Annotated in this window: 16 protein-coding genes; 10 read left to right on the forward strand and 6 right to left on the reverse strand. The window is 46.0% G+C overall.

Annotated features, from left to right (window positions below; translation table 11 throughout):
* Positions 1–56 precede the first annotated feature (56 nt).
* On the reverse strand, positions 57–1,709 hold the full coding sequence (locus tag D0A34_16295; GenBank protein UNU20225.1) for an alpha-amylase: 1,653 nt from the start codon (positions 1,707–1,709) through the stop codon (positions 57–59).
* Between the two features lie 485 nt (positions 1,710–2,194).
* Positions 2,195–2,914, reverse strand: a complete 720-nt coding sequence (locus D0A34_16300) for a DNA-binding response regulator (protein ID UNU20226.1) — start codon at positions 2,912–2,914, stop codon at positions 2,195–2,197.
* Between the two features lie 398 nt (positions 2,915–3,312).
* Here D0A34_16300 and D0A34_16305 point away from each other — a divergent pair, with 398 nt between their 5' ends.
* On the forward strand, positions 3,313–5,181 hold the full coding sequence (locus tag D0A34_16305; GenBank protein UNU20227.1) for a histidine kinase: 1,869 nt from the start codon (positions 3,313–3,315) through the stop codon (positions 5,179–5,181).
* A 612-nt stretch (positions 5,182–5,793) separates the two neighbouring features.
* Here the strand turns inward: D0A34_16305 and D0A34_16310 are convergent.
* Entirely contained in the window at positions 5,794–6,321 is a 528-nt protein-coding gene (locus D0A34_16310) for an orange carotenoid protein (protein ID UNU20228.1), read from the reverse strand.
* 327 nt (positions 6,322–6,648) lie between these two features.
* Here D0A34_16310 and D0A34_16315 point away from each other — a divergent pair, with 327 nt between their 5' ends.
* Positions 6,649–7,017, forward strand: a complete 369-nt coding sequence (locus D0A34_16315) for a hypothetical protein (protein UNU20229.1) — start codon at positions 6,649–6,651, stop codon at positions 7,015–7,017.
* Positions 7,018–7,249: 232 nt separating this feature from the next.
* On the opposite strand, the gene D0A34_16320 is transcribed toward D0A34_16315, so the two are convergent.
* Entirely contained in the window at positions 7,250–8,392 is a 1,143-nt protein-coding gene (locus D0A34_16320; GenBank protein UNU20230.1) for a glycerate kinase, read from the reverse strand.
* A 203-nt stretch (positions 8,393–8,595) separates the two neighbouring features.
* A complete protein-coding gene (locus tag D0A34_16325; GenBank protein ID UNU20231.1) occupies positions 8,596–8,928 on the reverse strand; it encodes a DUF565 domain-containing protein in 333 nt (110 codons plus the stop codon).
* Positions 8,929–9,289: 361 nt separating this feature from the next.
* Here D0A34_16325 and D0A34_16330 point away from each other — a divergent pair, with 361 nt between their 5' ends.
* From D0A34_16330 to D0A34_16345, 4 genes are all read left to right on the forward strand, one after another.
* Positions 9,290–9,868: a hypothetical protein gene (locus tag D0A34_16330; protein UNU20232.1), complete on the forward strand. Its 579-nt coding sequence runs from the start codon at positions 9,290–9,292 to the stop codon at positions 9,866–9,868.
* A 309-nt stretch (positions 9,869–10,177) separates the two neighbouring features.
* The gene (locus D0A34_16335; protein UNU22329.1) at positions 10,178–12,067 is read left to right on the forward strand and encodes a glycosyltransferase family 39 protein; all 1,890 of its coding nucleotides are present in this window, start codon (positions 10,178–10,180) and stop codon (positions 12,065–12,067) included.
* 42 nt (positions 12,068–12,109) lie between these two features.
* Positions 12,110–12,637, forward strand: coding sequence for an N-acetyltransferase (locus D0A34_16340; GenBank protein UNU20233.1), 528 nt, complete (start codon positions 12,110–12,112; stop codon positions 12,635–12,637).
* 140 nt (positions 12,638–12,777) lie between these two features.
* Positions 12,778–13,020, forward strand: a complete 243-nt coding sequence (locus D0A34_16345) for a hypothetical protein (GenBank protein UNU20234.1) — start codon at positions 12,778–12,780, stop codon at positions 13,018–13,020.
* Positions 13,021–13,043: 23 nt separating this feature from the next.
* Here D0A34_16345 and D0A34_16350 read toward each other — a convergent pair whose 3' ends face one another.
* The gene (locus D0A34_16350; GenBank protein ID UNU22330.1) at positions 13,044–13,532 is read right to left on the reverse strand and encodes a hypothetical protein; all 489 of its coding nucleotides are present in this window, start codon (positions 13,530–13,532) and stop codon (positions 13,044–13,046) included.
* A gap of 147 nt (positions 13,533–13,679) precedes the next feature.
* Between D0A34_16350 and D0A34_16355 the strand changes: the two genes are divergently transcribed.
* The 4 genes from D0A34_16355 to D0A34_16370 are packed head-to-tail and all read left to right on the forward strand — an operon-like array spanning position 13,680 to position 14,719.
* Positions 13,680–13,898: a hypothetical protein gene (locus D0A34_16355; GenBank protein ID UNU20235.1), complete on the forward strand. Its 219-nt coding sequence runs from the start codon at positions 13,680–13,682 to the stop codon at positions 13,896–13,898.
* On the forward strand, positions 13,895–14,164 hold the full coding sequence (locus D0A34_16360) for a hypothetical protein (protein ID UNU20236.1): 270 nt from the start codon (positions 13,895–13,897) through the stop codon (positions 14,162–14,164). The genes D0A34_16355 and D0A34_16360 overlap by 4 nt, the downstream gene beginning before the upstream one ends.
* Positions 14,165–14,222: 58 nt before the next feature.
* Positions 14,223–14,459 (forward strand): type II toxin-antitoxin system Phd/YefM family antitoxin, encoded by a 237-nt coding sequence (locus D0A34_16365; protein UNU20237.1) that lies wholly within the window; start codon positions 14,223–14,225, stop codon positions 14,457–14,459.
* A complete protein-coding gene (locus tag D0A34_16370) occupies positions 14,456–14,719 on the forward strand; it encodes a Txe/YoeB family addiction module toxin (GenBank protein UNU20238.1) in 264 nt (87 codons plus the stop codon). The genes D0A34_16365 and D0A34_16370 overlap by 4 nt, the downstream gene beginning before the upstream one ends.
* Positions 14,720–14,801 lie beyond the last annotated feature (82 nt).

Here is a 14,801-nt window from a genome sequence, read left to right on the forward strand (position 1 = left end):
GAACTTCAGTCCTGATATTTTTGAATTGGGAATCAGTGCTTTGGAGGTCTGACAACTTACTGCCAAACAAACACTTTCGCTTCGTATTCCGGCAAGTCAATCATAATATTGTCATCGCCCGATTCAATATCATAATTCCCTGTCCATTCGTGCCAAGTTCCGTTTGCCGGGAAGTGGGGCACGCTGTAACCTGCTAGATAATTTTCCGACATATTCGCCACTACTACAACTCTCGAACCTTCATCGTTCCAGCGAGTGTAAGCAAAAACTTTCGAGTCGGGGTCTTCGTGGAAAAAGTCGATGTTTTCTGTGTAAAGTGCTTGGTTATTTTTACGCAGGTGAATCAAGCCTTTGTAGTATTCCCACAAACCTTTATTCAAGTCATTTCCTAGCAGCGTCCAGTCAATTTTAGATTGCTCAATTGTTTTGGCTTTGTATTCGCCAAATTCTTCGCCCATCCAAATCAGCGGCACGCCAACTGCTGTCATTAACAGTACGGTTCCCAACTTCGCCCGCTTAAAGGCGGCTTCATCCAAAATGCCGCGCGAACCCAATTCGGCAAAAAGGCGATCGTGGTCGTGATTGCTCAAATAATTAACTACATTCGTAGCACCCAAGTAACCTTGCCGCTTGCAGTCGATTACCTCTTTGAGCCGTTCTAAATCAAAATTGTCGCCACAGAGTTGTGGAATTAGGGAGTGATAGAAACTGTCGTGCCAGCAGCCGTCCATCGGCCCGTCTAGATTCGTGATGCTGGGATTGTCGGGAATGTATTCGGCAACGGTGTAAAATGGTTTGGGGCCGGCGACACTTTTGGCTTCTTGAACGATCCAGTGCATGAAATCGTAGTTAGCAATTTGTCGCGCCGCGTCGAAACGAATGCCGTCGAGATGATATTCTTGAATCCAGAAGCGGACTGTATCGCCAGCAAATCTGCGTGCGGGGAAAGTTCCTAAGTTTTCGTCATAGAATTCGTAGTTAAATTCCGGGCCCCAATTGTTGTCTGGATCGCGGGGTTCGTGGTGAAACCAATAATCGTGATCGATTTGAGTGAGGGGGCTTGATGCTTCCGAGTGGTTGTAAATCCCGTCGATGATGACGCGAATGCCGCGCCCGTGACACTCGTCTATCAGGTTTTTGAGTTCTTCTGTGGTTCCGTAGCTGGACTCGGCAGCGAAGAAGTAGCGGGGGTTGTAGCCCCAACTGTAGTCGCCTGGGTATTCTTTGAGAGGCATGAGTTCGATCGCGTTGATGCCGAGTTCGACTAGGTAATCGAGTTTTTCGACGACGTGCTTGTACTTGCCGCGGGCGAGGGGATCGGCTTCGCCGCCGGAAAAGTCAGCAACGTGCATTTCGTAAATCACTAATTCCCGATCGGCGGGTAGCGGTTTATCGTCGTGTTTCCAGACGTAAGTATCGACAATGCGATCGCCATCTTTGATCCGAATAAGACCGTTTTGAGTAGGATCGTCGATGTCAGTCGCGTAGGGATCGACTATATCTACCCACTGATCCGCTTCCAGAAACCAGCTTTTCGACTGAACGCGGAATTTGTATTGATAAACGCCATCCTCCAACTCAACTCGCGTGTGGAAAAAACCCTCTTCGTCCTTTTCCATCGGAATCTCTTCCCAATTAGAAAAAGAGCCAATCAAGGCAGCTCCTTTGTTGTAGGGAGCAAATAACTTGAATTCAATTGGAGCGGCCATAATACCTCTTTCTAAAATATTTCCGTAGTAGTTGATACTTTTAATTTCGCTAATTTAAGCGAACTCAGCATCGCTCTGCGGATATAATTTCTTTAAGGCTTAACTATTCCTAAAAGTATCGTAATCTCGCCTCTGCCTGCGCCTTTTATGAAGTGAGATCGCGCAATATTGGCAGTGCGAGCGAAATTTATTTAACTGGGGATCGCTCAACAATAAGTATTAGTAATATGCTATTTTTTTAGCATCTATCTTCAGGTATATTTAGTTATTTAAAAATTGAAAAAAATATCTATACTGGGATAGATGCGGATTTAAACTTTATTACTTTTTTAACAACAAACAATTGCTCGGCTGGTGCACACTGCCTACCGTAATTTTTTGGTAATAATTAGTCAGTCGGTGTGCACTGCACACCCTAAATCAGTGGCCGTAAGGTGCGCACAGCGCACCCTACTTTTAACTTGATTTTGCCTGATGATCAGGCTTCATCCAACCAAGCCAGAACGCAGGGCGAGAACGGCAGCCTGAGTGCGGTCATCAGCACACAACTTGTTCAAAATATTGCGAACGTGAGTCTTGACTGTACCGACAGTAATGTAAAGCTTTTCGGCGATTGCAGCATTGCTGTAACCCTGCACGATCAGTTCCAAAACCTCTAATTCCCGCTCGGTTAAAGGGTAAGTCTCAATGATGTGACTAAACTCGGGTTCGGCAGCCTTAATTGTGACTCTTTTACCCTCAGCCTTCGGTTCTTCCGGCGCGGACTCCTGAGTGCGAGCTTGTTTCAGGACGATGCGGGCGATCGCCGGATCAATCCAAGAGTTACCTTCGTGAGTTACTTTTACTACATCTAATAACTGATCGAAGCTAATATCTTTCATGCAGTAAGAGTCAGCTCCGGCGGCAAAAGCTGCCAGAACTTCTTCTTCATTGTCCTGAAAAGTCAGAATCAAAATTTTGGTATCCGGATCAGACTCGGCTACCGATTTTTTAAACTTTTGTGTCAATTCAATGCCGTCAAAATCCGGCAAGCCAATGTCTACAATTGCTACGTCAGGTTTTGAAGACTGAAGCAGTTTCAATCCCTCAGTAGCGTTAGCGGCATCCCCGACAACTTCTATCGTGTCACGCTGTTGTAAAGCTGTGCGGATGCCGACTCTTGTCAGGTCATGGTCTTCTATCAAAGCAACGCGAATTTTACTCATCTTTCTTCCAATAGTCCAGTAAACTTTAAAAATATCGTCAACTGACTCAGCTAAACTGAGAAAAATTGAGAATGTGTCCTGATTTAGGGTTTTACAGGTCGCACATCATTTTTAAGCATACTCATGTAGCAGCCCAGAATGCAAGTTAATTTTTAAGTTATTTTGCGACGATGCCTGCACGAGCCCGATCGGGACAGGTAAGCTCTCAATGTTTCAACAGTTTAACTGAATTATCTCATTGTCCGCCCGTTGATAGAGGTAAAGATACCACTACCCAGATAGATTTAAAGTATAAAAAATTTTGATGCACTTGGGCGGTCAAAATCAATAAAGCTAGCAGCACGAGTCTTTAGCCGGTGTTAGGGGTGAAGATCCAATGCTTATTTATATAACCTGTTATGACTCAGTATCCAGGCAATAAGTCTTTTCAGTCGGAGTTTTCCGACTCGGAAATCTTACACAAAGTATCTGAAATAACATCCCCCCAACCGCAAGTTTGCGACTGCCAAACTCAGGACGATTGCCTGTGGTCGGCAAATCCTCACATAGTTTGGAAAGCATATGCCGACGGCTGGGTGACTTATTTAGGTCAGGGCTGGGAGGAATATACCGGGGTACCAACAGCAGCAGCTTTGGGTTTCGGCTATCTGGCGCAGGTTCACCCAGAAGACCGTTCTCGTCTGTTAGCGAGATGGCACACTTCTCAGTTCCCGCCGCCAAGTTACGAAATTATATTTCGTCTGCAGACGCGAGATGGCACTTACCGCTGGAATCTGGCCAGAGGAACGCCCGCTAATCCAGACAGTCAGGAAGTTTTGGAATGGGTGGGAACCTATACAGATATGGACGCGCTCCAACAAACTCCAGCCGAATCCCAAGCAGAATCAGAATTTTTGCCCCATCAAGTGCCCTCGGAAGACAATTTCACAGCAGAAAAGTTGTGCGAAGCCCGGACGGCAAGGGACAGGGGGCCGGATTTGCACGCGCTTGATCGGTTTACAAATCTGTTGACCCAGCGCGCGGGTAGCTTGTGCCAGTTGTTGCAAGGCATTGCGGATGCGACTGTAGAGGCGATCACAGGAGCTGAATTTTGCTTAGTTGCTCTCCTGGAGTACGATTCCAGCGGCCTCAAACTCAGCGCTGTCGGGGGCACGGAAAACTTTGGTAAGGGCAAAACCCCGCACGTGCAAAACAAGCTGCTGTGGGAAGCATTTGCGACGGGAGAGTCTGTACTGTTGCGGTCGGAGTCGAGCGACGGCTTCCTGCCGGCGGCGGCTTGTGCTGCGGCGATCGAGTCCGGGCCAAGCGGGCGTTTGGGTGTGTTGGCTATCGGCAACGGGAAAGACAGCACGGCCATGGACGCCCATACTCAGCAACTGCTGGCGGTGATGGGAAAACAAGCTGCGATCGCGATTAACAACGCGCGGGCGATCGAAATATTAAAAAAACAGGAACAGCTTTTAGACTTGCAAAACGAGCTGCTAATTCGCCAGCAGAAAGAACTGGAAAATCAGGGGCGACGCCTTCAACAGCAAAAATTGCAACTGCTAGAAGCAGCCAAGTTAAAATCGCAATTTTTGGGCATCATGTCCCACGAATTGCGAACTCCCATGAATTCGATTATCGGCTTTTCCCAATTGCTGCTGCGCCAGCACAAACAACTGCTGACCCCCCAGCAAACAGAAATGGTGGGGCGCATTTTACATAACGGCAAAAACCTGCTACTGCTAATTAACGATATCCTCGACCTCTCCAAAATCGAGAGTGGCCGCACAGAATTAAAAATTGAAAAATTTCATTTAGGGCATTTAGTAATGGATGTCGCCCGGGAATTAGGAAATCAAGCCACCGATAAGAACGTGGCAATGGCCGTCAGCGTCTGCTTGCCGGATCAGTTTATAGTTAATGACAAGTTGCGCCTGCGGCAAATTTTGGTCAATCTCGTCTCCAACGCCGTTAAATTCACACATGAGGGCAGCATTTACATTGAGGTACGGGAATTAAATTGCGATCGGCTAAGTATAACCGTTCGGGATACAGGAATCGGCATCTGTGAAAAGGATCTTCCCCACATTTTCGACAAGTTCCACCAAGGCGACCAAACCACAACTCGCCAATATCCAGGCACCGGTTTAGGACTAGCTCTTTGTGCTTCTTTAGTCAAGTTGATCGAGGGTACAATTACTGCCGAAAGTCAACCCAAAAAAGGTTCGATATTTCGGATGGAATTCCCGCGAAAAATTTACCCTAAAAAACTCCCTGGCTGACTGAAGACCTTTTTTCTAGAACTTCTGAAAAATAGGGCTATATATAGATTATAGGGGAGCATCTGTACGGAAACGCCCAGACCTAAGTCGGGCGCGGGGTGCTTCGGCTTTTAATAATTGGTATAAGATTGAGGATTAGAGTTCTTGCATAAGTCAAATTCACCCCCCGCAAGTCCCCCCTTATTAAGGGGAAACAAGAATAATCCTCCCTCCTCTCCTCCCCTTGAATCAGGGGAGTGTTCCCGATAGGGCGGGTGGAGTGAATCTAGTTCACTCAGTTGAAATGTGCAGCAGCAAGACTTTGTTAAACAGGTATTATATTTCCAGCAAATTGCTGCTCTCAAGAGTGATGTAATAGTCATGGCGAGCGATTGTTTCGCGATCGCTCGCCATGACATCCTATACTTCTGCAACTAAAAAAAGCAACTATTAAAACCCGATTTAGTATACAAACCTGCGGACACAATGAGGTTTATTTATGTCCGCTAATCAGAGAAAATCTGGTTTTAATATCTCCTTTATTTTTCAGTCTGCGGATGACGTTGGGCGAAGCTCAGTCGATCCGCCGGCTGGGTTTGACTCTCCGCAGCGGTTTGAACCGCCGAGTCTTCTCTAAAGACTAGAAGTTTTCCCTACTTCCGCCTGAGTAGCAATTGGTTTAACATCGGTGTAGCCCATATTATTAGCTACGTCGCGCAGCACTGTAATTTGCTGTTCAAACTCAAGACCTTCAATTTGACCCAACAAGCCATTGACCGCCTCAGTTGCCTCATATCCTTCGGGGATATCGACAATTGTTTCCCCCATACCAATAGCCCAAGCATACCAAACAACCAACTGATTGTTGGCAGTTAAAGCTCCGTAAGCGTGGGAATACGGCGTGTCGTCGCCGTTGACAATACCGCGCATTATATTCAGTTGTTGGTCATGGGAAAGCTTGTAAAAATCATCGAGCAGCATGGGAGCTAATTGTGGGTCGGCGGCGGCGGGAGCGGCTGGTGTAACTGAATCTCCCATTTTTTCATAAACAAAGTAGAGCAGCGCCAGTTTTTCATCTGTACCCAACCCGTTGATTGCCTGAACGATGTTTTGAGTTTCGTTGGAGAGAGAGTGAGGATTGGTCGCGGCGGGTGAGTTCATAAATAAAATTCCTTAAAAATGTTTCCAGAATATATAAGTATCAACATTTGTAAGTGCAAGTCACCATCCCCGAGAGGTAATACGATTTGAGATTTGAGATTTGAGATTTGAGATTAAACAATGGGGAATGGCTGAGTATGTATGGGTTTGGAGCTTGCCTAAAGTTGCATTATTTTCAGAAAGTGGTGTAATGTTAACACACCACCCTAGAATAAATCATCCTTAAGATAGAAGCCAACGATACATCTGCGGGTAGATGAAAAAGCCTGGGATTCAAGTAATAATTGATACAGTGCATTGTTAAATAAAACTAGCAAGGAGTCGGCTATGTCTGAAATCAATAATACAGAAGTCAATAACATTGAAAACTTTGACGCTCAGCAGATCACTGAAAGCGCGGAAGCTGGAGAACAAAAGTTGCCGACCGTTAATGTATCAGCAGACTACGAAGCTTCAAAAGAATTCAGCGTTAGTGACATCGATCGCACGGGTGCCGGCGCTGAAGCTGCCGCCGCTGCAACTGCACCTAAATTTGATATTCCCGCTCCTACAGAGATCCCAATGCCGGCAGATTCAAGCGGCAATCCCGATGCTTTTCGTTCGATGGCTCACGACATTACGCCTTCTGGTACACCGGGCGAAGTTACCGACGATTTGATCCAGAAAGCGCTCGATCTTGGTACTCCTGGCAGTTAATTTAGAAATTCTCCATCCTCGATGCAAAACCTCTGTATTGTAGGGTGCTGATGGCGCGCCTTACCCCTCTAATTCGCGCGTCAAATCACTTTTTGCATAAGTCCTGAATAGTCAAGTGAGTGCACGATAAGCTGCAATACAGTAGGGACACAACAATGTTGTGTCCTTAAAAGCTGCAATAAGGTAGGGACACAACAATGTTGTGTCCTCAAAGCGTTAGTTTTAAGTCTTTCTAATCGCTTAATTTTAAGTCGATCGCCCGACAAATTTTGCCGACAGTGCGATCGCCCAAAATTTCAATTACTAAATCCACCCGATCGCCCTCCTCAACCATCGACTTAATAAATAACTCGGGATGCAGCGCTTTCCAGAAATATTCGACAAACCGATTAATTTCAGCTTCTGACATTCCCGGCTTCCCCGTCGCCATCATTTCCCGTTCCGCCTGATTGCGCCACACTTGAGAAATGCGATAATCTTGGGGATACAAAACTATCAACCGATCTAATCGGTTCCACAGCGGCAGATAGTCGTGCAGCTTCGCATTCATATCGCGCGCAAACTGACAGTCGCCCTCTGTGGAAATCGGAAACGGTGCACCCGCCAAAAACTCGTTTAATTTGGCATCAACCACCGGATTCACGCCGACAAACCAACCTTCAAAAAGTACAATATCCGCACCGGAAATAATTTCGGGTTGACTTCTATCTCCTGCACCTGCGTAGGCTGATTTGTCAAACCTGGGAATTTCTATATTTTTATTAATTATATCCGGTTTGAGGGCATCAGATTTGGGATTGTCAACTGCTGCTAAATTGTGAGTTTGAGAACCGCGCAACTTGTCTAAAACTGCGATTCCCAAGTCAATATCGTGAGTGCCGGGGGGGCCGCGCCAAATTAAACGCGGGTCGGCTTTTTGGAGTTGTTGGCGATCGGCATAAGTCTTGTAAAGATCGTCTAAAGAAAGGCTGACAGTAGAATATCCCAATTTTCTCAGAATCAGCCTCAAAACTTGGCATAAAGTAGTTTTTCCCGTTCCTTGCCCTCCTAAAATTCCTTGAATTAAAGGACGGTTTAAACTTTGTTTGGCAGTCGATAATTGCATGACCAGCGGCAGCCACAGATTCCACAAACTTTCGAGAAAAACAGTTGACTTTAGCGGGAAAGTATGCAGTTCGTCAAGAATAGAAAAGAATAAATCGGTTTTGCAGCGGACAACATCGGTTGCATTGTCGGGAGTAATGCCAAAAGCGCGCGATCGTAAATCATCTGCAAGTTCCCAAAAAGCCAGGTGCTCGAAGTCGGGAGGGCTCGGGCGATTGCCGGCTTGCCACCGATGTAAAATTTCAACAGGGGTTACAGTCGATCGATCCATCTTCTCAAAACTCTTGATGCCAGAGCGGGTTTTGTACAAATCCTATCTGCAATTGACAAATATTTGACCCCACGCAAAACGGATACAAGCCCCAACTCCGGTCGTGGAGAGTTCAAAAATTCCGACCCTAGTTCAAATTAAGATTTTTTTAAGAGCACGTTTATATAAAAACTATCTACAGCAGACAAATATTTCACCATTTTTTAAGAACCTAGTTTGAAAGCCTCGACAAATAAATTGTAAGTCAGACCAATTTTCAGAGCATTGAGCATCTCCACCCACAAAGAACCTGTCGCAGGTCGCGGGCCGCCGTAAACCAGCCAGTTCACCAACTCGGTCAACAACACCAACAGCCCGGCGGCGATAATATCCCAATCCGCAGATTGTCCGGCGATGGTCGAAATAGCTGTTCCCAAAAAAGTGCCGAACAGCAAGCTAATGATCAAGAGCGAAATCCGCCGCCAAGGATTGCTCAGCCAGCCTCGGAAGCGATCGCCCAGAACATCAATTAATCTGTTAATTCGGGTATTCTGCATAAAAGTTATACCATTTGAGATGTGAGATTTGAGATTTGAGATGCGGAATGACTTATGAATATTGGCGTTTGGAGTACGGGGCTATAGTGCCACTCTTTTTTTCAACTGGTATTAAAAGCTAGACCGATGAGTAAACAAATGCCCCTCCTGACCAACTCCAAATTCTTACCGGGGTGAGTATGTGGCCATCTAAAATATAAAATTTAACATCTAAGATGGTATTGAGCGATCGCGGATTTATAGCCGAGAACGCTCAAGTAATTAAGTGTAACTGTATCTTGTGGCACAGCAGCCCCTGGTTTTACATTAAAAATAGTTAAGACTAATTGCGAGTGCAGCCTATCCTTTAAGCCTAAAATTTATGAATCTTAAAATTTACCAGATCATAATTGGAGTGTGGATCGTCCTAATTACAGGAATGTTTCTAGGACGTTTTGAAATCACTATCTCCAACAGTTCAAATCAGTCGAGCGATTGGCCCTCACAAGCGACCGCACATCCCCGCACACCCCCGGTTCCCCCAGTCCCGACAGCTTCTGCCGGCACCGCCACCGCGCCCAAGCCCGACTCAACACCAACCCCCCCAGATCCAGAGGAGGAATTGCTTTCCTCAATCCCTATAAATGCTAAGGCCTCCGGCCTTTTGCGCGTCAGCAACCGCAGCGAACACCCAGTGCGAGTGGCCCTGCTGTCGAAACGGCAAGCCAAGGAATCCTACGGCAAACCCGCGCACTGGGATTTTGCGCCGGGGGAAGGCGGCGGCAAGGGACTGATGCTATCGCTGCCGGAGGGCAAGTTACAAGTCAAACGGGGAGACATTCTGGTGGTTTTTGCTCAGGATGGTTCTCGCCGCTACTGGGGGCCTTTCGTCGCCGGGGAGACACCCTCGCCCGCTTGGAACAGCACAGCCAGAGAATGGCAATTAATTTTGCAGCCGTGAACACTTAGCTGCAGGTGCCGAGATTTTGGTCGAGAAACCCGGTTTATACGGTTTTATTGAGAACGATGCGGCTATGTGAGTTAACCTCACATAGCCGCATCATTATAAAGAACAGGCAAAATGCCTGTTCCACAAAGAGTGAATTTTCTTGTGGTGGGCATCCTGCCCGCCCATGAAAGCCTTGTTGAGAATGGTGCAACATCTCTGTTTAACCGGATTCGATCGAATTGGGAGTTTCGAGAATGCGAATCTTTCGGTAGACTCTCTATGCGAGCTAAAATTTTAAATCTAAAATCGCAGGAAGTTTGGGTGAAGGAAGTTATTAAAAATTTGTCAGAGTTTAGGAAGCGCCGGATCGCACCTTTGCTGCTATCGATTTTATGGCTGTGCGCGATCGCCTGGGTAGGTTTCTTGTGGAATCTCGGCAACATCGGTTTAGTTGACGAAACCGAACCGTTGTTTGCCGAAGCCGCCCGTCAAATGACGGTGAGAGGAGATTGGATCACTCCTTATTTCAACGGCGAAACCAGGTTTGACAAGCCGCCGTTGATTTACTGGCTGATGGCGGTGGCTTACCGCACTCTGGGCGTTAACGAATGGGCCGTGCGTCTTCCCTCGGCTTTGTGCGCGATCGGTCTGACTTGCCTCGGATTTTATACCTTATCGAAGGAAGAAGGAAGAAGGAAGAAGGAAGAAGGAAGACAGAATGAGGAAGAAGCAAAGTCTCCCCCCTCGGACACTCCCCGCCTCGGACACTCCCCCAATCTTCCAATCTTTTTTTCTACTCCTTGGATTGGTGCGGCCCTAATAGCTTTAAATCCCCAAACTATTGCCTGGGGACGGACTGGCGTTTCAGATATGCTATTAGTCGGTTGTATGTGTTCGGCACTACTCGCATTTTTTCTCGGTTACACTCTAGAAGAACAGAGAGAAAAAGCAGAACTTTCCCCCCTTTCCGCTTCCCGATTTCCCAATAAGTGGTATCTGACTTTTTACGTACTAATTGCCTTAGCAATTCTGGCTAAGGGGCCTGTGGGAATTGTCGTGCCAGCGCTGATTGTTGGCAGCTTCGGGCTTTATTTGGGAAATTTTCGGCAACTTTGGCGCGAAATGCGTCCGGTGTCGGGAATCTTGATTATTCTGGCGATCGCCTTGCCTTGGTACATTTTGGTTATTTTAGACAACGGTCAAACTTATATTGACAGCTTTTTCGGCTATCACAATTTCCAGCGTTTTACTGGAGTAGTCAACAAGCACTCGGCGCCTTGGTATTTTTACTTTTTTGTAGTGCTAGTTGGTTTTGCACCTTGGTCGATTTATTTGCCCGTGGCGATCGCCCGTACCCGTTTTTGGCAGCGCAGTTACTGGCGTCGTCAACCGCGATCGGCTCAGTTGAGTTTATTCGCCCTATTTTGGTTCGGCTGCATCTTTGGCTTTTTCACGATCGCCGTGACCAAATTGCCCAGTTATGTATTGCCTTTAATCCCCGCCGCTGCGATTTTGGTAACGCTGCTGTGGAGCGATATTATTGCAGGTAACGAACCTGAAAACAGGCGGATAAAGTTAGAAAAAAAACCGAATTCTTTACCGCGAGGGCTGTTAGCTACATACATTTTCAATGTCGTATTTTTATTAATTATAGCCGGAGCAACTTTCTACTGCTACAACTGGCTCGGAGACGACCCGGCAATGCCCAATTTTCCCCAAGCAATTCAGCAGTCGGGATTGCTGATTGTCGGCGGTACGATTTGGATAATTACAGCGGTGGCGATCGCACTTTTACTCTGGAAGCGGCAACAGCGCTGGATTTTGGTTGCTAACCTCATCGGGTTAGTAGCATTTATCATCTTTGGTCTTACTCCCGCCTACAAAGTGGTCGATATCAACCGCCAGTTACCTCTGAGACAGTTAGCGCAGGTTGCGGTTCAACAAAAACTGCCAGGGGAAGAGTTTATTATGGTTGGTTTCTGGAAACCAAGTCTGGTTTTTTATACCCAAGAGCCGGTGACTTACTACCGATCTGTCACAAAGGCGATCGACTACATTAAGGAATCTAAAAACCCAACTTCTCCCTCTATTTTGTTGCTGGGATATCCAGAGAAATTTGTGCAATTAGGATTGCAGCCAAATCAATATCAATTGTTGGACAGTCGGGGCGCTTACCAACTCGCCAGGGTTCCGAGACAAGCGTTTCGATAGTGCCTATAGTGTGATCTCATACTTGTTAAACAAGGTAGAAAAATGATTACAACTAAGAATCTTCAACTACTTGCCGTCGAAAGGATTCACATAGAAGCTTTCTTACGAAGTAAAAGCGAGCTTGCAGCAATTTTAAATGTCATAGTGCCAAATAGCTGGCCTCATTTCCCGGAAGCATTTTCCCTCCCTGCTGACGAATCTTCCGAATCCAATCCGCCTCCAACTGACTGGCGCAACTACTTCTTTATTTATCCAAAAAATGAAGTGCTTGTCGGCAATGGAGGTTTCAAAGGCCCACCTGATGAGTCAGGGACTATAGAGATAGGTTATGAAATTGCTTCCGAATATTGGAATCGCGGATTTGCAACTGAGGTGGCACAGGGAATGATCGATTATGCTTTCGCTCACCAGGAGGTGAAAGCAGTCATCGCTCACACTTTAGCTGAAAAAAATGCCTCGAATAGCGTGTTCCAAAAAGTGGGAATGAAGTTCATTGCAGAGGTGGACGATCCTGAAGAAGGCAAGATATGGCGATGGCAAATAAGCAGGGATGAATATCATCCGACTTGAACTGTAACGCCCTTTCGCTGTTTAACTCACTGGTTTGGGCGGTAATTTGAAGGTTCTCGGTTGGAGCATTAAAACTGCCAGATTGCTGCATAAAATCTATAATCTAGTCACTACCTAAAAACCGAAACTCGGAGCTTACAATGGTTTCAATTCTCAACAAACCCTCCTCGTTAATCCATGAGATTTGCATTGAAAAAGTCGAGCGGTGGAAGTTGTTCAAATTTAGTGAATCGCTGCAACAGCGTATGGAAAATTTGTTAGAGAAGAAGAAGGCAGACCAACTAGTGGCAGAAGAGGCAGCCGAACTCGACGCCATTGGGGAATTAGATCGCATCTTTACCCATATCAATGCAATGATGGTGGCTGAAGATGTCAATCAGTAACCCGACGATATAGAAGGTTTTGGTTAGCCCCGCCCTTCAATGTATCCCTTGACAAGTTGGGTAAAAGCTAATATCTCAAGCATTAAGTAAGTGAATAAATTAGCTATTAAAAATGATTTATTAACTTTGCTTTTTTCAAGTTTTTTTACTCCCCAACTCCCTATTAATAATTCGAGGTAAACGGAAAAGAAAAACATAGGAATCAGTGTAATCATAATTTCCAACGGCAGAAATGGAAAAGAACCCGGCTGTACAGGCACGGTTGTGTGGAAGACGATATGTCCAATAAACGCCCCAATACAGAGGATAATAAAACCTCCCCCAATCGTCGATATGATATTTGTTATAAAAGCAATAAAAATTGCTTTTAGGATACTGAGATTGAGTAGCTTTTTGTGAATATAAGCTTCTATCGCGATAATTGGGATGAGCAAAATAATTTGATAGAAAACACTCTGACTGAATAGTGGAATTCCTGCATTGGCGAGATATAGAGATGTATTTAAGTGCATAAAAAAGCTAATAAAAAACATAGAAGTGGGTTTCCCGTAGTTATTAATGATGATAATTAGCCTGCCATTTGTTCGACCTACCCTCAACTTGGCTGAAACAATGGATAATGGATAGGACGCCATTTTCATTCTAAAAGTGTGGTAGCCATGACTGAGTTACTCGAACGTGCGATCGCCAAGTTGAAAACATTGTCTGCCAGCGAGCAAGATGCTCTCGCTTCAATGATTCTGGAAGAACTTGAAGACGATAGGCGCTGGGATCAAGCAATCTCCCGTTCCCCAGATGCTCTTGCTAAACTCGCAGCGACCGCAATGGCTGAGTATCGTGCAGGCAAAACCCAAGAACTCGATCCAGAAACATTGTGAATTCACGCACTACAACCGAGTTCCGTAGATTATTTGCTGATTTACCCGAACAAGTTCAACAGCAGACACGCGGGGCGTATCGCCAGTTCAAGGAAGACCCAAGTCATCCAAGCCTGCGTTTCAAGAAGGTGCATCCAGACTTACCAATCTACTCAGCCCGAATTACCAAAAACTATCGAGCAGTTGGTCAGTTGGATGGAGACACTGTAATCTGGTTTTGGGTTGGTTCACACGCAGAGTACGACAAGTTTCTGGGGCAGTTGTAGCAGTGTCTACAGCCAGCCAATATCAATTAGAAAAGTGTATTTAGACAAGTGGAAGATTATGATCCCAATCAATGAAGCTCAACAGCAGTTACAGCAGTTGATCGATGCGGTGAGTCAGTCGCACCAACCTATTGTGATTGCAGGACAGACTAGCAATGCAGTGTTATTATCAGAATCTGACTGGGCATCTGTGCAGGAGACACTGTATCTTCTATCAGTCCCAGGGATGCGGGAATCGATTCGGGAAGGACTGGCAACGCCGATCGAGGATTGCGCTAGGGAGTTGGAGTGGTGAATTGGAATCTGGTATATACCAAACAGGCACAGAAAGATGCCAAAAAGCTCGCTTCTAGCAATTTACGAGACAAAGCGCAAGAGTTACTCGACATTATTCAAACCAATCCGTTTCAGAATCCGCCACCCTACGAGAAATTGGTGGGAGATTTGGAAGGTGCATATTCACGGCGAATCAACATTCAGCATCGTCTGGTGTACGAGGTGATTGAGTCCGAGAATACGGTAAAAATTTTGCGGATGTGGACGCATTATGAGTAGTGTTTCTAACAGGTTAACTAATACAGGGGTAGATCGATCGCCCTTAGGACTGGTGAGGAGGGCCGACCATACGTGCCATAAT

Source organism: Microcoleus vaginatus PCC 9802, assembly GCA_022701275.1.
In the GTDB taxonomy this organism is placed as follows: Bacteria; Cyanobacteriota; Cyanobacteriia; order Cyanobacteriales; family Microcoleaceae; genus Microcoleus; species Microcoleus vaginatus_A.